General features: G+C 63.6%; 26 protein-coding genes. 24 read left to right on the top strand and 2 right to left on the bottom strand.

The window, feature by feature from the left end; all coding sequences use genetic code 11:
- Positions 1-2: 2 nt before the first annotated feature.
- The 21 genes from GNZ13_RS20870 (at position 3) to GNZ13_RS20770 (ending at position 17,651) form a co-directional block, all read left to right on the top strand.
- Positions 3-980: a DNA-binding protein gene (locus tag GNZ13_RS20870; protein WP_172167703.1), complete on the top strand. Its 978-nt coding sequence runs from the start codon at positions 3-5 to the stop codon at positions 978-980.
- Positions 981-1,013: 33 nt separating this feature from the next.
- Entirely contained in the window at positions 1,014-1,367 is a 354-nt protein-coding gene (locus tag GNZ13_RS20865; RefSeq protein ID WP_172167701.1) for a hypothetical protein, read from the top strand.
- 73 nt (positions 1,368-1,440) lie between these two features.
- Positions 1,441-1,890, top strand: a complete 450-nt coding sequence (locus GNZ13_RS20860; protein ID WP_172167699.1) for an SET domain-containing protein — start codon at positions 1,441-1,443, stop codon at positions 1,888-1,890.
- Positions 1,891-2,071: 181 nt separating this feature from the next.
- Positions 2,072-2,341: a type II toxin-antitoxin system ParD family antitoxin gene (locus tag GNZ13_RS20855; RefSeq protein ID WP_172167698.1), complete on the top strand. Its 270-nt coding sequence runs from the start codon at positions 2,072-2,074 to the stop codon at positions 2,339-2,341.
- Positions 2,338-2,658 carry a type II toxin-antitoxin system RelE/ParE family toxin gene (locus GNZ13_RS20850; protein ID WP_172167696.1) on the top strand — a complete coding sequence of 107 codons (321 nt, stop codon included), beginning with the start codon at positions 2,338-2,340 and terminating at the stop codon, positions 2,656-2,658. The genes GNZ13_RS20855 and GNZ13_RS20850 overlap by 4 nt, the downstream gene beginning before the upstream one ends.
- A gap of 144 nt (positions 2,659-2,802) precedes the next feature.
- A complete protein-coding gene (locus tag GNZ13_RS20845; RefSeq protein WP_172167694.1) occupies positions 2,803-3,675 on the top strand; it encodes a hypothetical protein in 873 nt (290 codons plus the stop codon).
- A 16-nt stretch (positions 3,676-3,691) separates the two neighbouring features.
- Entirely contained in the window at positions 3,692-4,909 is a 1,218-nt protein-coding gene (locus GNZ13_RS20840) for a hypothetical protein (RefSeq protein ID WP_172167693.1), read from the top strand.
- 190 nt (positions 4,910-5,099) lie between these two features.
- Positions 5,100-5,483 (top strand): hypothetical protein, encoded by a 384-nt coding sequence (locus GNZ13_RS20835; protein WP_172167691.1) that lies wholly within the window; start codon positions 5,100-5,102, stop codon positions 5,481-5,483.
- Positions 5,484-5,555: 72 nt separating this feature from the next.
- A complete protein-coding gene (locus GNZ13_RS20830) occupies positions 5,556-5,834 on the top strand; it encodes a hypothetical protein (protein ID WP_172167690.1) in 279 nt (92 codons plus the stop codon).
- Positions 5,835-6,499: 665 nt separating this feature from the next.
- Positions 6,500-7,186, top strand: coding sequence for a GntR family transcriptional regulator (locus GNZ13_RS20825; RefSeq protein WP_172167709.1), 687 nt, complete (start codon positions 6,500-6,502; stop codon positions 7,184-7,186).
- A 284-nt stretch (positions 7,187-7,470) separates the two neighbouring features.
- Positions 7,471-8,058 carry an amino acid synthesis family protein gene (locus tag GNZ13_RS20820; RefSeq protein WP_172167688.1) on the top strand — a complete coding sequence of 196 codons (588 nt, stop codon included), beginning with the start codon at positions 7,471-7,473 and terminating at the stop codon, positions 8,056-8,058.
- The gene (locus GNZ13_RS20815; RefSeq protein WP_172167686.1) at positions 8,048-8,926 is read left to right on the top strand and encodes an alpha/beta fold hydrolase; all 879 of its coding nucleotides are present in this window, start codon (positions 8,048-8,050) and stop codon (positions 8,924-8,926) included. The genes GNZ13_RS20820 and GNZ13_RS20815 overlap by 11 nt, the downstream gene beginning before the upstream one ends.
- Positions 8,919-9,887: a flavin reductase gene (locus GNZ13_RS20810; protein ID WP_172167684.1), complete on the top strand. Its 969-nt coding sequence runs from the start codon at positions 8,919-8,921 to the stop codon at positions 9,885-9,887. The genes GNZ13_RS20815 and GNZ13_RS20810 overlap by 8 nt, the downstream gene beginning before the upstream one ends.
- Before the next feature lie 117 nt (positions 9,888-10,004).
- The gene (locus GNZ13_RS20805; protein WP_172167682.1) at positions 10,005-11,048 is read left to right on the top strand and encodes an LLM class flavin-dependent oxidoreductase; all 1,044 of its coding nucleotides are present in this window, start codon (positions 10,005-10,007) and stop codon (positions 11,046-11,048) included.
- 42 nt (positions 11,049-11,090) lie between these two features.
- Positions 11,091-12,563 carry an aldehyde dehydrogenase gene (locus GNZ13_RS20800; protein WP_172167680.1) on the top strand — a complete coding sequence of 491 codons (1,473 nt, stop codon included), beginning with the start codon at positions 11,091-11,093 and terminating at the stop codon, positions 12,561-12,563.
- A gap of 40 nt (positions 12,564-12,603) precedes the next feature.
- Positions 12,604-12,918 (top strand): NIPSNAP family protein, encoded by a 315-nt coding sequence (locus GNZ13_RS20795; protein ID WP_172167678.1) that lies wholly within the window; start codon positions 12,604-12,606, stop codon positions 12,916-12,918.
- A 64-nt stretch (positions 12,919-12,982) separates the two neighbouring features.
- Positions 12,983-14,014 (top strand): ABC transporter substrate-binding protein, encoded by a 1,032-nt coding sequence (locus tag GNZ13_RS20790; RefSeq protein WP_172167676.1) that lies wholly within the window; start codon positions 12,983-12,985, stop codon positions 14,012-14,014.
- A 50-nt stretch (positions 14,015-14,064) separates the two neighbouring features.
- Positions 14,065-14,949 carry an ABC transporter permease gene (locus tag GNZ13_RS20785; protein ID WP_172167674.1) on the top strand — a complete coding sequence of 295 codons (885 nt, stop codon included), beginning with the start codon at positions 14,065-14,067 and terminating at the stop codon, positions 14,947-14,949.
- Positions 14,950-15,035: 86 nt separating this feature from the next.
- Positions 15,036-15,830 carry an ABC transporter permease gene (locus tag GNZ13_RS20780; protein ID WP_172167672.1) on the top strand — a complete coding sequence of 265 codons (795 nt, stop codon included), beginning with the start codon at positions 15,036-15,038 and terminating at the stop codon, positions 15,828-15,830.
- 16 nt (positions 15,831-15,846) lie between these two features.
- A complete protein-coding gene (locus GNZ13_RS20775) occupies positions 15,847-16,938 on the top strand; it encodes an ABC transporter ATP-binding protein (RefSeq protein ID WP_172167670.1) in 1,092 nt (363 codons plus the stop codon).
- Positions 16,939-16,955: 17 nt separating this feature from the next.
- On the top strand, positions 16,956-17,651 hold the full coding sequence (locus GNZ13_RS20770) for a GntR family transcriptional regulator (RefSeq protein ID WP_172167668.1): 696 nt from the start codon (positions 16,956-16,958) through the stop codon (positions 17,649-17,651).
- Between the two features lie 83 nt (positions 17,652-17,734).
- Here GNZ13_RS20770 and GNZ13_RS20765 read toward each other — a convergent pair whose 3' ends face one another.
- On the bottom strand, positions 17,735-18,469 hold the full coding sequence (locus GNZ13_RS20765; RefSeq protein ID WP_172167666.1) for an IS6 family transposase: 735 nt from the start codon (positions 18,467-18,469) through the stop codon (positions 17,735-17,737).
- Positions 18,470-18,527: 58 nt separating this feature from the next.
- On the opposite strand from GNZ13_RS20765, the gene GNZ13_RS20760 reads away from it, so the two are divergent.
- From GNZ13_RS20760 to GNZ13_RS20750, 3 genes are all read left to right on the top strand, one after another.
- A complete protein-coding gene (locus GNZ13_RS20760; RefSeq protein ID WP_172167665.1) occupies positions 18,528-18,812 on the top strand; it encodes a hypothetical protein in 285 nt (94 codons plus the stop codon).
- A gap of 69 nt (positions 18,813-18,881) precedes the next feature.
- Positions 18,882-20,174: a purine-cytosine permease family protein gene (locus tag GNZ13_RS20755; protein ID WP_172167663.1), complete on the top strand. Its 1,293-nt coding sequence runs from the start codon at positions 18,882-18,884 to the stop codon at positions 20,172-20,174.
- On the top strand, positions 20,174-22,594 hold the full coding sequence (locus GNZ13_RS20750) for an ATP-binding protein (RefSeq protein ID WP_236002103.1): 2,421 nt from the start codon (positions 20,174-20,176) through the stop codon (positions 22,592-22,594). The genes GNZ13_RS20755 and GNZ13_RS20750 overlap by 1 nt, the downstream gene beginning before the upstream one ends.
- Here GNZ13_RS20750 and GNZ13_RS20745 read toward each other — a convergent pair.
- A complete protein-coding gene (locus tag GNZ13_RS20745) occupies positions 22,531-23,268 on the bottom strand; it encodes a response regulator transcription factor (protein ID WP_172167661.1) in 738 nt (245 codons plus the stop codon). The genes GNZ13_RS20750 and GNZ13_RS20745 overlap by 64 nt on opposite strands.
- Positions 23,269-23,316 lie beyond the last annotated feature (48 nt).

The raw sequence follows: 23,316 nt of genomic DNA, 5'->3' as shown, positions 1-23,316 counted from the left end.
AGGTGGCGTTTCCGAAGACCCGCGAGCTGTATCGCGAGGTCTGCGCGCTGCTGTTCTTCCGTTACGGCATCACGCCGACCGCGAACCGGCTGTACCAGCTGGTCCGGCGCGGCAGCATGGGCACGCCGACCGCCGTGCTCGGCGAGTTCTGGGCGGAACTGCGCGAGAAGAGCCGGGTACGCATCGAACATCCCGACCTGCCCGCCGATCTCGGTGCGGCCGCCGGCGAACTGGTCGCCACCCTCTGGTCGCGCGCCACCGCGTCAGCCGAAGCTGCGCTCGACGCGCTGCGCGCCGAACTCGAGGCGCAGCGGGCCGAGGCGCAACAGTCGGTCGCCGCCGCCCGGGACGAACTGGGTCGCGTCGAGACCGCGCTCGAACAGCGCACCGCGGCGCTGCTGGCCGCGCAGGTCGAGGTGCGGGAGCTGGACAGGGCCCAGGCCGAAGGTCACGCGCAGCGGCAGGCGCTGGAGGCCGAACTTGCCCGGATCGGGGCGGCGCTGGCTGCGCGCGATCGCGAGCTCGTGGAGGTCAGGGAAGGGTTTTCGCGCGATCTGACGAAGCAGCGGGAAGCGGCAGAGCGCGCGGAGGAGCGGCTCAGGGCGTCCGAAAAGCGCGCCCTGCTCGAGATCGACCGCGAGCGCAGTGCCGCGACGAAGCTGCAGAAAGAGCTGGACGAAGCCACCCGTCGCGCGGACCGGAAGGACGCCGACCATCGCCGTGCATCTGAAGCCATGCAGGCGCAGCTGGGCGATGCGCGTCATCAGGCGGGCGTGCTGCAGGGGCGGCTGGATGCCGTTCAGGCGGAGAATAGCCGGCTGCAAACCGAGATGATGACGCTGCGGGAAACGGAAACGCGTGCGCGGGAAAGCCAGCAGTCGGCCGCCCCGGCCGGAGTGCGGAAGGCACCACGTCCGACCCGTTCGTCCCGCACCGTGCCGGCCGCCAAACCGGCAACGCGGCGCAGGAAAACGGTATAAACGCAGAGTGACTCCGCCGAGGAAATACGCTGCATGGCTGACAGTTACCTGCTGACTGGACTGACGCTTCCACAGGGCGTCGCGCATGAGTCCCTGCCCGGGACAGTGACGCTCTTTGTATCCGATTGCTGGCCCGGCATGAGTCGCACGCAGATGATTGCCCGCGCGAAACGGCGGGGACTGCGCCTGTCGTTCCGCGCAACAGCGCGGTGTCCGTCCGGAGTAACCGGCGTGTTCGAGTTGCGCTTCAACGATGGCGCCGTGGAATGCCTGATGCTGGCACGGCTGCAGCGCGTTGGGAACAGCAGCGGTGGAAATCGACGGACCCGCCGGGCCGACGTATCCCGACCCCCGGCGCGTGATCCCCGGCAGACCCGGTTGTTCTGACGCGACGGTACCGGTTGCCGCGTCACGCGCTGCCCGCTATGCTCGCAGCCTTCAACGGATCAGGAGTGACGAAGTGCGGCGCGTGACGGTCAGGAAATCATCGGTTCATGGACGAGGCGTGTTCGCGCAGCAGGCAATTCCAGCCGGCCAGCGGATCTTCGAATATCGCGGTGAGGTGACCTCGTGGCGACGGGCCTCTGCCCGGTACCGGCGATCCGGAGCGCCCGGCCACACATTCATCTTTGGACTGGCCGACGGGCGCGTGATCGACGGCAGCGTCGGGGGCAACAGCGCCCGCTGGCTGAACCACTCCTGCCAGCCGAACTGCGAGGCGATCGAGGACGGGCGGGGGCGGGTTTTCATCGAGACGCTCAAAGACGTGATGCCGGGCGACGAGCTTTCTATCGCCTATGGACTCACTATCGATGACGCGATTACTCCCGAACTGATCGCTGACTACGCCTGTCGCTGTGGGACGAAGAGGTGTACCGGTTCGATGCTCGCCCCGGCGAGCGGATATTAAGCGCGCCCCTGACAGGCGCATCCAGCTTTTCCTTCGAAATGGTTGGCCGCAGGAAGATCCGTCGAGCTGTGCGCCGTCCCGTCGCACGCGGCCGCCACACGTTATCTGCGCAAGGCCGACGCGCCTTGCCAGCACCCCCGTCGACGGAGTAGGATTAAATCCTGTCAGCCTGGAGGGCGCCATGCGTACCACAAAGCAGTTCAGCATTACCCTGCCCAACGAGATGGCCGAGCTCATCCGCACCAAGGTCGCCAGCGGCGAATATGCTTCTGAAAGCGAGGTGATTCGCGACGGGCTACGCACCCTCGCGGCCCGCGACAGGGCCGTTGAGGCCTGGCTGCGCGACGAGGTGGTGCCTGCGGCCGAAGCTTTGCGCGCGGAGCCCGCGCGCGCGCTCACGCCCGAGCAGGTGCGCGCTCACCTGGCGAAGAAGCGCTCGGGCGCCGCATGACCTACCGGGTGCAGTTTGCCCCGGAAGCGCGGGACCAGCTTGAGGACATAGAACGGTTCATCATTGAAGCGGGTTCGCCCGTCACGGCGGCTTGCTACGTGGACGCCATCGTGAATTTCTGCCTGCGCCTGCAGACGTTCCCTGAGCGCGGCGTCCCGCGCGATGATCTGTTACCTGGCCTGCGCGTGACCCACTACCGGCAGCGCGCGGTCATTGCTTACCTTCTGGATCCCGAGGTGGTGTCAATCGTTGGCGTGTTCTACGGCGGGCAGGCCTGGGAACCGTCTTTCGTAGATCCGACGGAACACGACCACTGATGACGCGCCCGCACCGCGGTCACCGACGCGAGCGGTCGGCGCGCAATCGTCGAGTCAGTCGACGAGCACGACAGGAAATTGAGAAGCACGGTCAAATGGAATAACCTCGTCAGTCCGACCAGCCAACTGTTCTGAATCCGACGGATGCAGCTCGACATTTTCAACGACAGCCGCGATGTGATGCTGCGCAATGACGTCCTGTCAGCGTTGCAGCGGTACGATGCCGCGGGCGCGCGGCGCGCGCTGCAGGCCCTTGCGAACGAGTATCCGGACGATGTCGCCCAGGTGTATTTCGGTTCGATCGTCAATGCTCTCGAGGGTCGATCGACGGTACCGTTTGACCGTCACGAAGCCGCCCTGCAGGCTCGCCAGGCGCTATCTCACGAAGTCCAGCCCGCAGTCGCGCGTGTGTTCCCGAGGCAGAGCGGGGCGACCTGGCTCGCACCGCTCTGGGCAGAACTGGCCGGGCGCGCCGCTGCGCTGCCTTTCCGTGCGGACCACGCGGATGCGCACGTGGCGCCGCTCTTCCTGCTTGCTGCGCGGTGGGCCGAGGCCTCCGATGCGACATCGCGCATCGCGTCCTGGCGACGGATTCCAGCGCCGCTTTGCTGGATGACGGAGGCACGTTACCGGCTCGATGGCCTGGACGCGGCCTGGCCATTGCTGGTGGAGCTTGCGTGGCTTTCTCCATCCCGGTTTGACCAGCTTTTGAGCCGGCTTGGCGACACGTGCGTCAATACGTTGCGGCGCTACTTCGATACGTCGTTCGACGGCGCCGGCGACATTGACGATCTCGCATGGTTTCCGGCGTGGGTCCTCACAGAAAAGGCCGGACTTGCACCCCTGTTCAGGCAGGCGGAGCCTTCCCGACGGCACGCGCCCGAACTGGCGGCGAAGCTGATGCTCGGACTGCTCAGCCTGGAGCGGCAGGGCCGGCATCACGAACTGCTGCAAGCCCGGCGCGAACTGCAGACACTCAATGGGGCGGTGTACGCCGCCTATATGAAGACGCGCTGAGCAGGTGGCCCGGGATATGACACGCACACCATCTCACAAGTGGGTCTTTGCCGCGCGGTTCCGACGGGGCACCTTCGGCTGGAAATCCGCGTTGCCGATCCAGCGTCTGAAAGAAGCCCAGGCGGAGATCCGGCAGATCGCCCGTGCCGATCCTGTTCTCGCCGCGGATGGCGCGGTCGCTTTGCTCGAAAAGCTTTCGCCGGCGCTCGAACACGTAGACAGTTCGTCCGGCGCAATGGGTACCGCGGTGAATCGCGCGATCGATACACTTGTGCCGGTCATCGCCGGGGTGGACGTGTCCGCTCCGGTACGCACACGTTGGCTGGAGCGCCTGTTTGACGCGCTCCAGGACGACCAGATGCCGTATATCGAACAGCTGGGCGATCGCTGGGGTGACCTGTGCGCCTCGCCCGCCATCGCGTCCGCATGGGCAGACCGGCTGTTGCCGTTTATAGTTCAGGTGATGGGCGCTGAAGGTTCGGGCGGCCATTTCGCGGGTACCACCGCCTGTCTGAGTGCACTGAATGCCGCCGGGCGCCATGAGGAGCTCCTCGTTCTCGTGAACGGCGCGCGCCTGAACTGGTGGGGGTATCGCCAGTACGGGGTAGACGCACTGATCGCACTGGGTCGTTCCGCTGAAGCACTGCGTTACGCGGAAGCGTCCAGGGGGCTGAATGCGCCCGCTGCTGCAATCGCCCGCAAAGGCGAAGCTATCCTCCTGTTGTCGGGCATGATGGACGAGGCATATCGACGCTACGCGATCGAGGCCAATCAGGGCGCCACGCATCTCGCGACGTTCCGTGCCATCGCGAAAAAGTATCCGGACAGGAGTCCGGACAGCATCCTCCGCGATCTGGTCACGAGCAGTCCCGGCGCCGAGGGGAAATGGTTTGCCGCCGCGAAGGATGCCGGCCTGCTCGATCTGGCGGCGTCTCTCGCGATGCGCGGCCCCACCGATCCGCGAACCCTGACGCGGGCCGCACGCGATTTCGCGCAGCGCAAGCCTGAATTCGCGGTGGCCTGTGGCACGGCGGCGCTGCACTGGATGGCAGCAGGCTTCGGTTACGAAATCACGGGTAGCGATGTGCTGGATGCCTACGGTGCGCTGGCGGACGCGGCCCTTGCTACCGGCATGGAACGTGACCAGCTCAACAGGCGTCTGCGGGACCAGTTTGCGGCCACTCCGGGGCATTCGTTCGTCGCCACGGTGCTGGCGCATCATTGGGCGGCATGACGTCGCGATGCATCCAGGTCACGGGATTGACGGTTCCCGCACGACCCGTGGTCCGGCGTGTTGTCGTCAACGAGTCGCTCCCGGTCGTATGGGACGAGCGCGCGTTTTGCCGCCGATGACCGGACTGACGCGCAACGCGGCTGGAGATGGCAGTTTTAAGACAGGCAGCAGTCAGTACAGGACTTGCATCATGGAAGAGTACAACCCCGGGTGCGCGCCCGAACCTGAATCATGGCTTGAACTTGACGAACAGGAGCGCATTGCGGTCGTCGAAACGTATCACCGCGGCGCCAGGATCAAGCTTCCCAACGTCACGGCACACGCTGCGCTACACGTGATCGTCGAAAACCAGATCGCCCTGAACGTTGAGCCCGTGGTCCGGGCGATGCATCGCCTCGGGAAAGAAGGACTTACGCGACACGATGCGGTTCACGCGATCGGCTCAGTCGTCGCAGAGCATCTATTTGATATTCTGAAGACGGATCAGAACGGCGATGCTGCGACTTCTCAAGCACGTTATTACGCGGCGGTGGAGCGATTGACCGTCGCGAGCTGGCGCAATGGTGAGCACTGATGGCGGTACCATCGAAGCTTCAGCCCTGGTTTGAAGCGCGGCAGCGTTTCAGGTTGAGCGCGCGAACTGGGATTGAATCCCCGAAAATTCGGATCGCTGGCTAACGACCAGCAGGAGCCGTGGAAGCGCCCCCTCGCCGAATTTATCGCGCACTGTTATCGCAAGCGCTTTGGTCGTTCGACCCCCGAACACGTGCAATCGCTGGAAGAAGTCGTGAAGCGTGCGGAACAGCGACGCAGCGAGCGTCGGGAGAGAAAAGCCAACAATGCGGTTCTGCCAACAGGGCCTCAACGTACCGATAGCGGATCAAACGGAAAGCTGCCAGAACTGCACGAACATGACAGTGAATAGGTACGAAGGGAACGGACACGACGACCGTCTGGGTGGCGATGTAGACTATTTGCGCCAAGGATGCATCTACCTTTACTTCCGAAACGCTTCTACTTTCGCTTCATTGCACGATTGGCGGGCTGCGAGCCCAGCCCGCTAATCCTGCTGTTCAGTGTAACGGTGACACACCTCGTCTAAATCATACGGGTTGGTTGCGGGGTGGCGGCGCGAATTATCAAGACTGTAGGTCGATCGCGAATGCGGGGTCCGCCCTTCGTCAGTCTTGCCGTGGTCACTGGAGCGGAACGTATGGCCACGTTGACATGAGCTGGGTGCGACTACCTCAGATCGAACACTTACGACGGTCGTCGCGATTTCGCGGGGTGACTCTGTCCGGCAAGCGGACCTTCCTATGGCGAGCTTATTCGCGATTACAAGATAAGCGATCGCTCTGAAACGTACGCAACCGCCCGTTTGGAAAGGCAAAACACATTGATCAAGCCAATCTCTTGGGGGTTGGCAGCTAGCGCTCGAGCCTGAGCGTCTCTAGATGAGAGTGCATTCGAGGAGGCTACTCCGCTCCACAGATATAGGTTGAGATGGGCGATAATATGGCATTCCAGCGCGCGTCCCTCGGCATGTCGAGCACGCGTCACAGCTATCGTGCGTTTCTCTTTTTGCCGCCCATGTCAGACCTCAGAATCGACCGCAATGCCAAGACCCTGCGCGAACTTACGCTGGACAAGCTGCGTGGCGCGATAGTGCAAGGGTATTTCCGGCCGGGCGCGCGGCTCGTCGAACGCACGCTGTGCGACGAACTCGGGGTGAGCCGCACGGTGGTGCGCGAAGTGCTGCGGCATCTGGAGACGGAAGGGCTCGTTGAGATCGTCGCGCGGCAAGGGCCGATCGTCGCGCGGCTCGATCCTGAACAGGTCGGCGAAATCTACGAACTGCGCGGCCTGCTCGAAGCCAATGCCGCGCGCGCGTGCGCCGAGCAGTCGACGCCCGAACTCGTTCGGCAGTTGCGCGAGATCCGCGCGACCATCGAAGACGCGTTCGAGAAGCAGGACCTGCCGCGCGTGCTCGAATACACGGAGCGATTCTACGAAGCGCTGTTCGAGGGCGCGCAAAAGCGCGTCTCGCTGGCGGTCGTCAAAACGCTGAACGCGCGCATCAACCGGCTGCGCGCGTTGACCATCGCCATGCCGGGACGCGGCGGCGAGTCCAATCGCGAGATGAACAACCTGCTCGATGCAATCGAGCGGGGTGACGGCGAGGCGGCTTCGGCGGCATCGGCCGCGCACATCAAACGGACCGCTGAACTGGCGCAAAACGCGCTCGCGCAGCCAAACGAGACCGCCGGCAACGCCTGAGCCGCATCCCATTCCGTTCCCACGAAGGCCGCCGGTAATCCGGCGGCCTTTTGTTTTGCCCGCGCACCTGTCTCCTCGCTCTACTCTGACAAATTCCTCCTCCGATATGTTGCGCCGCACAAGCGGATGCAGTCGCCGAACCCGTTAGCCGAAAAACATGCCTGAAAGGGTGTGATTCGTATCATGGTATTCCATAACACCGTTGTTCTTGGTGTGGGCCATAAGATGGAATACCATAATCTCAACGGATGACATTCACGGCCTCGGCCCCTCAGGAGAACGATATGAAGATGGAAGTGCGCAAGCTGGTTACTTACGTCGAAGAAACTTTCATCGAAGGCGGCAAGGAGGCGGCGCGGCCGTTGAAGCTGTTTGGCGCGGCGGCCGTGCTGCGTAATCCGTGGGCAGGGCGCGGCTTTGTCGAAGACCTGAAGCCGGAGATTCACGCGCTCGCGCCGCAACTGGGCGAAATGCTGACGGCGGAAGTGCTGCGCGTAGCCGGTTCCGGCGATGCGGTCGAAGGCTACGGCAAGGCGGCAATCGTCGGCACGTCGGGCGAGATCGAGCACGCGTCGGCGCTGATTCACACGCTGCGCTTCGGCAACCACTACCGCAACGCGGTTGGCGCGAAAAGCTATCTGAGCTTCACCAACCTGCGCGGCGGTCCGAACTGCCCGATCTCGATTCCGCTGATGCACAAGCACGACGAAGGCATGCGCTCGCACTACCTGACCGTGCAGTTTTCGATCGTCGACGCGCCTGCTCCCGATGAACTGGTGATCGCGCTGGGCGCATCGATTGGCGGCCGTCCGCATCACCGCATCGGCGACCGTTATCAGGACCTGAAGGAGCTCGAGTCCCATGAAGCCTGAGCTCGCGTCCGCGCGTGCCGTGTCGCGTGGCGAGGCTGCGGACACGAGCTACAGCGTCTACACGCCGCGGTTGGAAGAAGCGCGCGCCACGGTCGTGCTGATCCACGGGGTGGGTATGAACCAGACCGTATGGTCGCCGCAGATCGAAGCGTTGACAGCGAACTACCAGGTCGTCGTGTACGACATGCTCGGGCACGGCGACAGCGCACTGCCGACAGTCGCGCCGACGCTCGACGAATACGCGTCGCAACTCGAAGCGCTGCTCGACACGATGCGCATCGAACGCGCGCATGTGGTAGGACACTCGATGGGCGCGCTCGTCGCGCTCGAATTCGCGCTGAAGCATCCGCAACGCACGCTGAGCGTCGCCGCGCTGAACGCGGTGTACGACCGCACGCCGGCGCAGCGCGAAGCCGTGATGACGCGCGCCGCGACGCTCGGCGATGCGCCGCTGGATACGGGCGTCGACGCCACGCTCTCACGCTGGTTCGGCGATCCGGTTCCGGGCCATCTGACCCAGGCGGCGCAAGCCGTGCGCGGGCTGCTGCTGTCCGTCGATCCTGTCGGTTACGCGCGCACCTATCGGCTCTTTGCCAGCTCGGACGATGCGCACGTCGGCCGTCTCGCCAGCCTCGCCGTGCCCGCGCTGTTTCTCACGGGCGGGTGCGATCCGAATTCGAGCCCGGCGATGTCGCGGGCGATGGCGGCGGCCACGCCGTTCGGCCGCGCCGAGATCATCGCCAACGAGCGGCACATGATGAACGTCACCGATCCCGAGGGCGTCAACGAAAGGCTGCTCGCGTTTCTCGCCGAAGCGTCGGTGGAAGAAGCGCCGCATGAATCGATCAATGGAGAACGTCATGACTGAGCCGATGTTTGACCAAACCGCGCAACAGACTTTCGACCTCGCCGAATTTCGCCGCGCGCTCGGCGCGTTCGTGACGGGCGTGACGGTCGTCACGACGATCCAGCCGGACGGCTCGCCGCGCGGCTTCACGGCCAACTCGTTCACGTCGGTCTCGCTCGATCCGCCGCTGATCCTCGTGTGCATCGCCAAGACCGCATCGAGCTATGAAGTGTTTTCGCAAACACGCCACTTCGCCGTGAGCGTTCTTGCCGAAGATCAGAAGTCCGTGTCCGGCGTGTTCGCCTCGAAAGCGGCCGACAAGTTCGCGCAAGTCGCCTGGCAGACGCGCGCAACGGGCGCGCCCGTGATGGACGGCGCGGCGGCGACCTTCGATTGCACCACGCATGATGTGGTCGATGCCGGCGATCACATCATCCTGATCGGACGTGTGGTCGATTTTCTTCATACCAGCTCGTCGCCGCTTGGCTACTGCCGGGGCGCGTATGTGAACTTCAGTTTGTCCCAGGATGCACTGGCTGCCGCCGGATCACGGGCGCAAGTGGGCGCGATTCTCGAACATCGCGATGGACTCGTGCTGCTCGACACCCCCAAGGGCCTGCAGTTGCCGACGGGCATCAAGCTCGAACCCGCAAGCGATGCCGCGAGCCTGCGCGGCGTGCTGGCGAAGCTCGGCCTCGAAGCGCATCTCGACTTTATTTTTGCCGTATTCGAGTCAGGCAACGGGCCGGCCTCGAGTGTACAAATCTACTATCGCGGCCGCGTGATCGACAGCGGCGCGGCATGGATGGACAGCACCATCCGCATTGTCCCGCTGGCGCAGATTCCGTGGCACGAACTGCGCGATGACGCGGTGCGCTCGATGCTCGAGCGCTACGTGCGCGAACGCAGTGAAGACGCGTTCGGCATCTATGTCGGCGATACGGAAGCCGGCACGGTGCAGACGCTCGCGCTCGCGCACTGAGCGCACCAAAGGCCAATCCGCCGATGAATCCTGCTGCGCACGATCGCGCAGCCCGCAGCATGGGACTGGAGTAGGTGCTAAAGCACGAACTCCGGTCGACACGGGAGACGAATCATCATGAAGTTTTCATTGTTCCTGCATATGGAGCGGTACGACGACACGACGTCGCATCGCGAACTGTTCGACCGGATGACCGAGCTCGTGCAGATCGCCGAGCGCGGCGGTTTCGAAACAGCGTGGATCGGCGAGCATCACGCGATGGAATTCACGATCGCGCCGAATCCTTTCGTCAACCTCTCGTATCTGGCCGCGAAGACGGAACGCATCCGTCTGGGCACGGGCACGGTGATTGCGCCGTTCTGGCATCCGATCGCACTGGCGGGTGAGGCGGGCATGGTCGATGTCGCAAGCAACGGGCGGCTCGATCTCGGCATCGCACGCGGCGCGTATTCGTTCGAATACGAGCGCCTGCTGCCGGGCCTCGACGCAATGGGCGCGGGTGCGCGCATGCGCGAACTGGTGCCCGCGTTGCGCAAGTTGTTCAAGGGCGATTACGCGCATCAGGGCGAGTTCTGGTCGTGGCCGTCGACGACGCCCGTGCCGCGTCCGGTCCAGCAACCGCATCCGCCGATGTGGCTGGCCGCGCGCGATCCGAACTCGCATGCGTTCGCCGTCGCGAACGGCTGCAATGTGCAAGTGACGTCGCTAGCGCAGGGCGATGCGGAGGTCGTGAGTCTGATGGAGCGCTTTAACGCCGCCTGCGCCGCGCATGCCGACGTGCCGCGTCCGCAGGTGATGATGCTGATGCACACGTTTGTCGGCGCGAACGCCGCCGAAGTGGATGAGGCGGTGCAGGACCTGGCGCGCTTCTATCGCTACTTCAGCAAATGGTTCAAGAACGAGCGGCCGGTCGAGCAGGGCTTCATCGAGCCGCTGACGGATGCCGATGTCGAGATGTTCCCGCAATACTCGCCCGAGGCGATCCGCAAGAACCTCGTGATCGGCGAGCCGAAACAGGTGATTTCGCGCCTCAAGGGCTATGAGGAACTCGGCTACGACCAGTACAGCTTCTGGCTCGACAGCCACATGAGCTTCGAGCGCAAGCGCAAGTCGCTGGAGCTGTTCATTTCCGACGTGATGCCCGCATTCGACGCGCGCTGACGCGAACGCTCTTACATCTGATGACTCCACGGAGTAGCTGACATGGTCCAGCGGTTCCAGCAATACATCGACGGTGCCTTCGAAGATGCGCGCGAGCATTTCGACAGCGTCGATCCATCGACGGGCGACGTGTGGGCGAGCATGCCGGCCGCTAGCGCGGCGGATGTCGACCGCGCGGTGCGCGCGGCCGATCGCGCGCTGAACGATCCGGCGTGGGCGAATCTGACGGCGAGCGCGCGCGGCAAGCTGCTGTACAGGCTCGCGGATCTCGTCGCGCAACACGCGCCGCGTCTGGCCGAACTCGAAACGCAGGATACGGGCAAGATCATCCGCGAGACGCGCAGCCAGATCGGCTATGTCGCCGAGTATTACCGCTATTACGCGGGCGTCGCGGACAAGATCCAGGGCGCGTGGCTGCCGGTCGACAAACCCGATATGGAAGTCACGCTGCGGCGCGAGCCGGTCGGTGTGGTCGCGGGCATCGTGCCGTGGAATTCGCAGCTTTTTCTGTCGGCGGTGAAGGTCGGTCCTGCGCTTGCCGCGGGTTGTACGATCGTGCTCAAGGCGTCGGAAGACGGTCCAGCGCCGTTGCTCGAATTCGCCCGGCTCGTGCACGAAGCCGGTTTTCCGAAAGGCGTCGTCAATATCGTGACCGGATTCGGCAACGATTGCGGCCGCACGCTGACGAGTCATCCGCTCGTATCGCGTATCGCCTTCACCGGCGGGCCGGAAACGGCGCGTCACGTGGTGCGCAATTCGGCGGAAAACCTCGCGGCGATGTCGCTGGAACTCGGCGGCAAGTCGCCTGTGCTGGTATTCGACGACGCCGATCTCGACAGCGCCTGCAACGCCGTCATCGCGGGCATTTTCGCGGCGACGGGGCAAAGCTGCGTCGCCGGTTCAAGGCTCGTCGTGCAGCGCGGCATTCACGATGCGCTGATCGAGCGGCTCGTGGCGAAGGCGCAAACGATTCGCATCGGCAATCCGCAGGACATCGCGACCGAAATGGGACCGCTCGCCACCCGCCGTCAACTCGAACACATCGAGAAGGTGCTGCGCGCGAGCGTCGAAGCGGGCGGGCGCATCGTCACCGGCGGCAAGCAACCGGACGGCGTCGGCCAAGGCAACTACTTTTTGCCGACCATCGTCGATTGCGCGAACGCGCAAGTGCCGAGCGTGATGGAAGAACTGTTCGGGCCGGTGCTGAGCGTCGTCACGTTCGATACCGAAGCCGATGCCATCGCACTCGCCAACGACACGCGCTACGGCCTCGCATCGGGCGTATTCACGCGCGACCTGACGCGGGCGCACCGGCTCACGCGCGCGTTGCGCGCGGGCATCGTGTGGGTCAACACGTATCGCGCGGTGTCGCCGATCGTGCCGTTCGGCGGCTATGGCCTGTCCGGTCTCGGTCGCGAAGGCGGGCTCGAAGCAGTGCTCGATTACACACGCACGAAGTCGGTGTGGATCCGCACGTCGGACGAACCGATTGCCGATCCGTTCGTGATGCGCTGACGCACAAGCGCCAACTCTGGTCGACACGAGACAAGCCAGCATGTTCTACGAAATCCGCACATACCGCATCAAGACGGGCGCCGTGCCCACTTATCTGAAGCTCGTGGAGGAGGAGGGCATCGAATTGCAGAAGCGGTATCTGGGTCAACTGGTCGGCTACTTCTTTTCGGAGATCGGACCGCTGAATCAGATCGTGCATATCTGGGCCTATCCGAGTCTCGACGAGCGCGAACGCCGCCGTGCCGCGCTCGCTGAAGACGCCGCGTGGCGGGCCTTTGCGCCGAAGATTCAGGCGCTGATGGAAGAGATGGAAAACAAGATCATGAAGCCAGCGCGATTTTCGCCGCTCGCCTGAGAGAGCATTCGACTCGCTACCTTACACGTTGGACCGATACCGACCGTATTCCTTGGAGAGAGACATGAGCAGCAGAAGCAACTCATTTATCGCGCCGCTGATCGCGCTCTGCGCGGCGACGCTCGCGGCGTCCCCGGCACTGGCCGCGGACCCGATCGTTTTCACGAGTTGGGGCGGCACCACGCAGTCGTCGCAACAGAAGAACTGGGCGCAGCCCTTCACGCAGGCCACCGGCGTCAACGTGCTGATGGACGGCCCGACCGACTACGGCAAGCTCAAGGCGATGGTCGACAGCGGCAATGTGAACTGGGACGTGGTCGACGTCGAAGGCGATTTCGCGTACGCCGCGCACCAGGCAGGACTGATCGAGCCGATCGACTATTCCGTCGTGAAGAAGGACGAACTGGATCCGCGCTTCGCGACGCAGGACGCAGTTGGCAGCTTCTACTACTCGTTCGTGCTCGGCTACAACAAGGCGAAGTACGCGGGCGCGCAGCCGGTCACGTGGGCCGATCTGTTCGATACGAAGAAATTCCCCGGCAAGCGCACGCTCTATAAATGGTCGGCCCCCGGCGTGCTCGAAATCGCGCTGCTCGCCGATGGCGTGCCGCCCAACAAGCTCTATCCGCTCGACCTCGACCGCGCGTTCAAAAAGCTCGACACGATCAAGGGCGATATCGTCTGGTGGAGCGGCGGCGCGCAATCGCAGCAACTGCTCGCGTCGGGCGAGGCGCCCATCGGCATGTTCTGGAATGGACGCTTGCATGCGCTCGAACAGACAGGCGTGCCGGTCGGCATCTCGTGGAACCAGAACCTGACGGCCGCCGACATGCTGGTGATTCCTAAGGGCGCAAAGCACAAGGCCGAAGCGATGAAGTACCTCGCCGCCGCCACGAGCGCTCAGGCGCAGGCAAAGTTCGCGACGGATACGGGCTATGCGCCGATCAACGTGAAGTCGGCCGCGCTGATGTCGCCCGCCATTGCGAAGACGCTGCCCGATCAGTACAAGTCCTCGCAGATCAATCTCGACATGAAGTACTGGGCCGAGAACCGCGATGCGATTGCCAAGCGCTGGTACGCGTGGCAATCGAAATAGGCACGCTGCACGTGAGCGCCGCATAGTCATCGGAGTGGATGGGAGACACCATGCCTAATGTTCTGAGTACCGTCGCGCATCCGCCCGCGACGGCCACGCGCCGGCGGCGCGACTGGCGCAGCATCCGCCTGCTGGTGCCCGCGCTGTTGCTGCTCGTGATCTTCTTTCTGCTGCCGGTGCTGTCGCTGCTGTTGCACAGCGTGCTCGAACCGGCGCCGGGGCTGAGCAACTACGCGCAACTGCTCGGCTCGACGACCTATCTGCGAGTGTTCGGCAACACGTTCCTGGTGGCGACGGTAGTGACGGTGGCGACCCTCGCGATCGGCTTCCCGACGGCGTGGCTGCTCGCCATCGCGCCGCGCAAGCTGAGTTCCGCGCTGTTCGCGATCATGCTGCTGTCGATGTGGACCAACCTGCTGGCGCGCACGTTCGCCTGGATGGTGCTGCTGCAACAGACCGGGCCGATCAACCGTTTGCTGATGGCGCTCGGCGTGATCAGCGAGCCGCTGACGCTCGTCAACAACCTGATCGGCGTGACCATCGGCATGACGTATATCATGCTGCCGTTCCTGGTGATGCCGCTGCACGCCACGCTGCGGAGCATCGACCCATCCACGTTGCGCGCCGCGGCGATCTGCGGCGCGAGCCGCTGGCAGGCGTTCTGGCGGGTGCTGGTGCCGCTCGCGATGCCGGGCATCGCGTCGGGCGCGTTGATGGTGTTCGTGATGGCGCTCGGCTATTTCGTCACTCCTGCACTGCTCGGCGGCGCGTCCTACATGATGCTGGCGGAACTTATCGCCCAGCTCGTGCAGCAGCTGCTGAACTGGGGCCTCGCCGGTGCCGCCGCCTTCGTGCTGCTCGCCGTGACGCTCGCACTGTATGCGCTGCAACTGCGCTTCACCGGCAGTGCGCGCGCCAATCCGGGAGGCCGCTGAGATGAAACAACCCCCACGCTCACTACGTTCGCTGCCCCCCGAGGGGGCGTCGGCCTCCCTTGGGGCGGCCCGGCGGGAGGACTGACATGTTGCTCGATTTCGATCGTCTGGGCGCGCTGCGCTATATGTTGCTGGCCGTTGGCGCCGCCGTTGCACTGTTTCTCCTGCTGCCGATCGCGTTCATCGTCGCGCTGTCGTTCGGCGATTCGCAATGGCTGATCTTTCCGCCGCCGGGCTGGACGCTGGAGTGGTATCGCCAGCTTTTCACCGACGCCGGCTGGATCGACTCGCTGCTGACGAGCGCGAAGCTCGCGGTGATCGTCACGGCGCTATCCGTGCTGATCGGCTTTCTCGCGTCGCTCGCGCTGGTGCGCGGCAAGTTTCGCGGACGCAATGCCGTGCAGGCGTTCTTCCTCACGCCGATGGTGCTGCCCGTCGTCGTGCTCGCCGTCGCACTGTATGCGTTCTTCCTGCGTATCGGCCTGAACGGCACGATGACGGGCTTCGTGATCGGCCATCTGATCATCGCGTTGCCGTTCTCGATCATCTCGATCAGCAACTCGCTGTCGAGCTTCGACACGGCGCTCGAAGATGCGGCGCTGATTTGCGGCGCGTCGCCGCTCGAAGTGAAGCTGCGCGTCACGTTGCCCGCGATCCGGCTCGGCCTGTTCGCCGCCGCGATCTTCTCGTTCCTCGCATCGTGGGACGAAGTCGTGGTGTCGATTTTCATGTCCAGCCCGACCCTTCAAACGCTGCCCGTGCGAATCTGGGCAACGTTGCGGCAAGACCTGACGCCGGTCGTGGCGGCGGCGTCTTCGCTGCTGGTCGGATTGACGACCGTATTGATGTTGGCGGGCGCCCTGGTGCGCCGCGCACGATAACCGAGGTGAATGAGCCATGACTGCCGCATTCCTGCAAATCCAGCGCCTGCGCAAGACCTACGACGACGTCGTCGCCATCGACCATGTATCGCTCGATGTGCGCAAGGGCGAGTTCATGACCTTTCTCGGACCGTCGGGTTCGGGCAAGAGCACCACGCTCTATATCGTTGCGGGCTTCCAGGAGCCGAGCGAAGGGCGCGTGCTGCTCGACGGCAAGCCGCTGCTCTCCGTCGCGCCGAACAAGCGCCATATCGGCATGGTGTTTCAGCGCTATACGCTGTTTCCGCATCTGACGGTGGGCGAGAACATCGCCTTTCCGTTGCGCGTGCGCCGCCGTCCCGACGCGGAAGTGAAGGCCAAGGTCGAACAGATGCTGAAGCTCGTGCATCTGTCCGAGTGCCGCGACCGGATGCCCGCGCAATTGTCGGGCGGGCAGCAGCAGCGCGTCGCGATTGCCCGCGCGCTCGCCTATGATCCGCCCGTGCTGCTGATGGACGAACCGCTCTCCGCGCTGGACAAAAAACTGCGCGAGGAAATCCAGCTCGAACTGCGCCGCATTCATCAGGAGACGGGCGTCACGATTCTCTATGTGACGCACGATCAGGAAGAGGCGTTGCGGCTGTCGGATCGCATCGCCGTGTTCAACAAGGGGCGCATCGAGCAGGTCGGCACGGGCGAGGAGCTTTATGGGAATCCGGCGTCGCGTTTCGTCGCGAGTTTTATCGGCAACTCGAATTTCCTGCCGGTGCGCGTGACGTCGAACCGCGACGGCCAGATGAACGGCGTGTTTCCGAACGGTCATACGGTGGCATCGGGCAGCTTCAATCCGGTGCTCACGGCGGGCGACGAAGGCACGCTGATGATCCGTCCGGAGCAGATGCGCATTCATGCACTGCGCGACGCGAGCAGCGCGGCGGGTCTGCCTGTCACCGTGCGCGACATCACGTATCTCGGTGACGCGATGCATTACGCCGTCGCGACGCCGTGGCAGCAGGAGATTTCGGTTCGCATGCCGGCCGGACATCGCCATGACAGCGGCCTCACGATCGGCACGCATGCGCTCGTCGATTGGGACATGCGTGATGTGCGGCTGTTCGCGCAGGCGTGAGCACGGCAATGCACGCCATGAGTGACGCTCTGCCTTCGCTGAAAGTCGAACGCCGCACCACGACGTTGCGCGAACTCGCGCTTGAAAAAATGCGTACGGCGATTCTGGAGGCGCATTTTCGTCCGGGCGAACGGTTGGTCGAGCGTTCGCTGTGTGAGGAACTGGGTGTTAGCCGGACCGTCGTGCGTGAGGTCTTGCGGCATCTGGAGACGGAAGGGCTGGTCGATTCGATACCGAACCAGGGGCCCATCGTCGCGAGGCTGGATGCCAACACGGCCGCCGAAATCTACGAAATTCGCGCGCTGCTGGAAGGCGATGCGGCGATGGCGTGCGCACAGCACGCGGATGAAACGGTGCTTGCGCTACTGGCCGAGTGCATCACGCGAATCCAGCAGGCGTTCGAAGCGCACGCGCATCAGACGGTGCGCGAGCTGACGACCGCGTTTTATGAGGCGATGTTCCATGGCGGCGGGAAGAAAGTGTCGTGGGAAATCGTGCAGACGCTCAATGCGCGGATCAACCGGTTGCGCGCAATGACGATCGCCTCGGATGATCGCGGCTGGCAGGCCGTGCAGGAGATGAACCACATTCTCGATGCTATCCGTGCGCGCGACGCGCACAGCGCGCGCGATGCGGCCACGAGTCACGTGGCGCGGGTAGCAGATATCGCGGCGCGAATGTTGACGCAGTCGGCTGAAGAGGTGCTGCCTTGACAGAAAGGCTATGCGCCGGTTCTTGCGATGGCATTGTCAACTTGCCGAGAGTGAAACGGCACTACGGCAGATGTGACGACTGGTCAGAAGGCAGTCGACGGAGTTTGGGCGAGTTCGGCGAATTCGCGCCATGCAACGAACCGGGCTGCGAGTTGTTTGCGATGAAGTGAGGCGCTTATCACTTGCCGCTTCAGTGCGAAGTGTTGCCGTATCGGCCCGAAGCACGAGAGAAATTTTTGTGTGCGTTTCGGGTCGCGAAAGCCGCGCATGCGACGCTCGCGTTCGCGCGTCGGTTGGTGGCTGTTCTCCGCCCGGTTGTTCAGCCGGGCAGCCGCTTTTACGAACACGTGCTTTACGCCCACCAACTCCGGAATTTCGGCCTTTGCGGCCGGATAACTGCGCAGTTGATCGGTGACGATCTTGCGCGGCACGGGGCTGGAGCGCAGCAAACGCTTGAAAAAACGTTTGGCCGCGGCTTTGTCGCGCCGCTTTTGTAGCAGGATGTCGAGTTCGGTACCATGCTCGTCGACCGCACGCCACAGCAGATACGGTTCGCCACGCAGCGTGACGAACATCTCGTCGAGGTGCCACGTGCTACCCGGCTTGCGTCTCGCCGCTTTTACCCGGTGCGCAAAGCCCCGACCAAACTTGTCGCACCAACATCGGATCGTCTCGTATGTCACGGTCACACCGCGCTCGAAGAGGAGTTCCTCAATGTCGCGCAAACTCAACTGAAAGCGGAAATACCAGCGAACTGCGTGGCTGATGACCGCTGCCGGGAACCGATGACCGTGATAAAGCGATTTTGCCTTCTTCATTGCTCAATCTTACGCCGCAGCCTCGTCAACCTGACAGAGCCCACGACAGGGGCATGCGGTGAAACGGACCGCCGAAAACAGGCTGAAGGTGGTCACGGTCCGCGTCGATCCACAGATCGGGCAAAGGTTGCACCTACTGGCAGAATTGACGGGACGCAGGCAGTCGTTTTTCCTGCAGCAGATGATCGGGGGCGGCATCGGCGCGATGGAGGACACCTGGCTGCCGCCGGATGTGCTCTCGCGGGTCCGCAGTGACACGATGCCGTCGCGGCAGCAGGCGGTCGACGCGATCCCAGACCTGTTTGGCAGCGCATTCTTAGCCGGCACTCGGTGTGACACATAGTCGTTCCACGTTTGCGCCAGACTATAGTGGTATAAATCAGCCCTCGTTATCGAGGGGTCAGCAGCAATCATGGACCTTCTGCGCGAAGCAAACGACGGTACCAGCACCCAGCCGATCCCGCTACCGCGGCGGCGCGGGCTCATTTTCCCCGCTTTTGCGTGGTCCGGCTTCTCATCCGCGTTCGCCTCCATTGTCGTCGGCAGTCACCTGCAGGCGTCGCTAGGCACGCTCGACGCGTTGTTTGCCGCAATCCTCGGCAACTGGATCCTTTTCATCTATTCGGCGGCGATCGGTTTCGCAGCCGGCCGCTGGGGCTTGAGTTCCCAACTCGTGCTCGAAGCAGTCTTCGGCCGCTGGGGCGCCGTCATCCCCGGCGCGTTGCTCGGGTCGCTCGTAACGGGCTGGTTCGCTTTCCATGTCGCGCTTACCGCCTCGATCCTGGCCGGCATACTGCATCTGCCGGGCGATTCGACACTCGCGATTTGCGTGATTGGCGTTCTTTTCGCGATACCGGCCATTCTCCGCATCAGCCGCGGCTTCAACATGACAGCGATCGCGATCCCCGCGATGGTGCTATTCGCCGCTATCGTCATCGCGCATCACCTCGCACCCAGATGGGCTGTACTGCTGGACGGCCCGATCGGCGGAACGCTGCCGTTCGGCACAGGCGTGTGCATCGCATTCGGCACCTTCGTCGTGAGCGGCACGATGACCGGTGACATCGTGCGTTACTGCCGCACCGGAAACGAAGCGGTGCAGGCGACCGCATTCGGCTTCCTCCTGTCGAATCTCCCGTTCCTGATTTTGGGTGTGCTGGTCGCTGCGGCCGGTATCAGCGTGAACGACCTGTTCACCGCGGGCAACGCCCTCTCGTGGCTCCTGTTGGTGCTCGTCATCGTCTCCAACTGGACCACCTGCGATGCGTGCCTCACCAACGCCGGGGCGACGTTCAAAAGCGCCTTTCCGACACTGCCGTGGATGACGATCACGGCTGTTGCCACATTGTTGGGCCTGCTACTGGCCATTGGCAACACCGTCGGCGACGTGTCCGGGTGGACGTTGCTGCTCACGACCGTTGTATCGCCGATTGGCGGAGTGATCGTCGCGGACTATTACGTCCTGCGTGTGCGCGTGGGGTTCTCGCGCACGAGGGTGGCGCCCGTCAATCTTGCCGCGCTGCTTGCGATGGGGGCGGGCCTGACGGTGGCGCTCTTTTGTCACCGGATGTTCCCCGACGTGATCACCCCTTTGATTAGCGCGCCTGCAGCGGGCTGCCTGTATCTCGTTCTGTCCGGTGTGGCGTCGCATCGTCTCGGCACGGATCTCGGTGCGTCTAACGCTGGCGCGGAAGCACTTGACTGATGTCCATGTTCGGCACCCGAACCAGAGCGCTCACCCCGCGTCCTCCAGCCGAGGCGAGAACCGCCATTGTGGTGATCGTTCTGATTTCGTCGCTCGCGTTTCTGCTTTTTCAGGCACGCAAAGACGCGCTCGACAATCTTCTCCTGCATCAGGCACGTCTCGCGATCCAGTTTGCCTCTGCCGAAGCCCGTGTCGATACTTCAGACGGTGTAACGCTCATTGATGACGCTGTACGCCATTCGAGCAGCCCGCTCGCGGGCATCGCCGCATGGCCGGGGCAGAAGACGATCGCAATTCCGCTCGCATCGGGCTGCGCGGAAAGTCCCGTCTGCCGTGGTCTGTCAGACGCGCAGAACGAAGACACCCAAGGCAAGTTCATCATCCGCAACGGCGCGCTGTTCGCGTCGCTTCGTGGCAGCAAGGTCGCCGTTTTGACGTCCGCACCGCTTTCCGCGCTGGCGGCTGGCCTGTTCGGCCGCAATACGATGGACATTGCCGGCGTGTTCTTCCTCGGATGCCTGCTCCTGCTCGTGCGCGAGAGCCGGTTAAGCGACTACTCGGTGCACCGCTTACTAGACGCGTCGCCGATTCCGCTTCTGCTGATTGATGCGCAAGGACAGATTGAATTCGCCAACCGGCAGGCGCTTGATCTCTTTCTGGACGATCCGTTGCGCTCACTCGGCAAATTGCAGGAAGCGCTGCGGCGCGAGGCGCATCTATTCACGTGGCTGATCTCTCAACAGGACACGGGCGGCGCAATCGAGACGAGCGAGTTCGAAACCGATAGCGGCGGTGCCGTCCGCCACCTGCTGGTTTCGCGGCAGTCGTTGCCGGTGCGCTCGAAGCGGATGATCATTGCGAGTGCGGCGGACATCACGGTGAGGCACGACGCAGAGACCGCGCTCGTCAAAGCAAAGAACGCGGCCGAGGCGCTCGAGCGGATGAAGTCCGAATCGCTTGCGATGATAAGCCATGAGCTGAGAACGCCTGTCAACGGGGTGCTCGGACTCGCGCAACTGCTCGTCCAATATGAGCTTCCCGAAGGCGCTGCGCAGATTGTGCGCCGGATGATTCAGGCCGGTAAGACGCTGGCGGCGATCATCAACGACATTGTCGACCTCGCCTTGCTCGAAGTCCGGCACGTCCGGCTGGACCGTCGTCGCTTCGATTTGCGCGAAGTGATCACGGGCGCCGCCACACTGGCGAGTGCCGCCGCCGTGGAGAAGGGCCTGATGGTCCGCGTGAGCGCGCTTACGCCGCTGCCGTCAGCCGTATTCGGTGACCCTGCGCGCTTGCAGCAGATCATCATCAACCTGGTCAGCAACGGCATCAAGTTCACCGAGTCAGGGCACATCGAGGTCAAGACGGATGTCGCCGCGCGCCGTGACGATTGGATCGAGATCGTCGTCGAAGTGACCGACACGGGGATCGGCATTGCCCCCGACGTCATCCCGCAGCTGTTCCGTCCGTTCTCGCAGGCGGAAACCGGACATGAAAAGCGCTTCGAAGGAACGGGTCTGGGCCTTGCGATCAGCAAAGGTCTCGCTGAAGCGATGGGCGGCTCGATTTCGGTACGCAGCGACATCGGGCACGGTTCGACCTTCGCGGTGCGCTTGCCGTTCGCATTGGCGGAGCGCGAGGAAAGCGTGCCGAAGGTCGCGCTGAGCTCGCGCGTGCTGGTCGTCGACGACGTGGCGCTCAATCGCGACGTCGTAAGCGAATTGCTGCGCGCCGAAGGGTGCGATGTGACGTCCGCCGGCTCAGGGCAGGAAGCGCTGGATATCCTCAAGACGCAGCATTTCGACCTGGTGTTGATGGATATCCGCATGCCCGTGATGGACGGGCTCGCCACCACTGCAGCGATCCGGTCGAGCCGCGAGCCGCACCGGCATACGGGCCCGATACTCGGGCTAACCGCGAATCCTCTGCCGACTGACAAACCACTTTATTTGCTGCGCGGCATCGACGGGATCATCGAAAAGCCGGTCGAGGTGGAAACCCTGCGCTCGGCGTTGCGGCAGGCGACGCTGCCGGCGCAAACCGTCGTGACCGAAGAACCGGAGCGCATCGAACGGCTGCGCCAGAAGCTGGGACAGAATCGAACCCTGCGGATCGTCGCGGCGTTCGCGCAAACCGCCAGCGAGGCCCTTGAAGGAATCGTGAACGGTTGCGCTCGCGCGAGCCTCGAGAAGGTCGCGGAGAACGCACATCGTCTCGCGGGCGCGGCGTCGAACGTCGGGTTTCAGCAGTTGGCGGACGCCGCTGCGGATCTGGAGCAGATTGCCCGGACAGGAAGCGCGATACAGGTTTCGGACGCGACGTTGACTGTCGTCATCATCTACCGGGATGTGGAGTCCTACGTGCGCACCCTGTTGTCGTCTGCGCCGGTCGGACCCGAGAACAGATACCCGGTGCCATGAACGGTTTTGATCAGGTGTGGATTGTCGGGATCCGCCTCGATCTTGCGACGCAAGCGGCGCACGAGCGTGTCAATCGTTCTGTCCATTGACTCGAAGTGCCGCCGCTTGATGGCCAGGATCAGCCGCTCCCGGGACATCACCTGGCCCGCGTTCCGGACGAATACCGAAAGGAGATCGAACTCCGCGGTCGTGAGGGGCACGCTTTGGCCCGCCGGGTCGGTCAGGCTGCGCCCGCGCGTGTCGAGCTGAAACCGGCCGAACGACAGCATGGAAGGCGCGGTGACGCTACGGCTGTGTTCCACGCGCCGCAGCAGATTGCGCACGCGCGGCAGCAGTTCACGTTCATCGATCGGTTTCGCGATGTAGTCGTCCGCGCCGTATTCGAGGCCGAGAATGCGATCGACCTTGTCGTTTCGGCCCGTGATCAGAATGATGCCCATCTCGGACTTTTCGCGCAGATCGCGCGTCAACGACAGGCCGTCGCGCCCCGGCAGCCGGATATCGAGTAGCACGAGGTCCACCGGACGGACGCGCATGATCCGGTCGAGTTCGTCGGCATCGGCCGCGCAGCAGATCTCGTAGCCTTCCGCTTCCAGAAACCCTTCAAGTGTTTCGCGTATGGATGGGTCGTCATCGACCACGGCAATTCGCTGATCAGTCCGGTTCTGCTGCATAGGTTCCTCGTGAATGCTTATTGCCCCCACCCATCCGGGACGCGCGCG

This window comes from Paraburkholderia elongata, from assembly GCF_013177735.1.
Lineage (GTDB): Bacteria > Pseudomonadota > Gammaproteobacteria > Burkholderiales > Burkholderiaceae > Paraburkholderia > Paraburkholderia elongata.
The sequence above is the reverse complement of the archived record's forward strand: the minus strand, read 5'-3'. Positions and strand labels throughout refer to the sequence as shown.